This is a genomic window from Neisseria sp. P0009.S007, assembly GCF_051962515.1.
Map to the genome: position 1 here is coordinate 1 of NZ_JBQCVF010001092.1, position 274 is coordinate 274.

Consider the following 274-nt stretch of genomic DNA (forward strand, 5'->3'; position numbering starts at 1 on the left):
GTTGCCGACATCATCGACATCGCCCGCCTGATTGAAGCCGATACCGACCACCGCGTACCGCATCTGGCGTTCCAGCCCGCCCAAGTCCAAGCGCAAACCATCCTGCCTATGGACGAAATCACCAGCAGCTACTACCTGCGCGTCCAAGCCAAAGACGAACCGGGTACGCTGGGGCAAATCGCCGCGCTTTTGGCAAAAGAAAACGTGTCCATCGAAGCCTTAATCCAAAAAGGCGTGATCGACCAAACCACCGCCGAAATCGTGATTCTGACCC

The 274-nt window shown here is 56.9% G+C and carries 1 protein-coding gene; it reads left to right on the forward strand.

All coding sequences use genetic code 11. The features are described from left to right. Positions 1–274: ACT domain-containing protein (locus ACTHS3_RS17870; protein WP_440368760.1), on the forward strand; the 274-nt coding region annotated here is incomplete at both ends.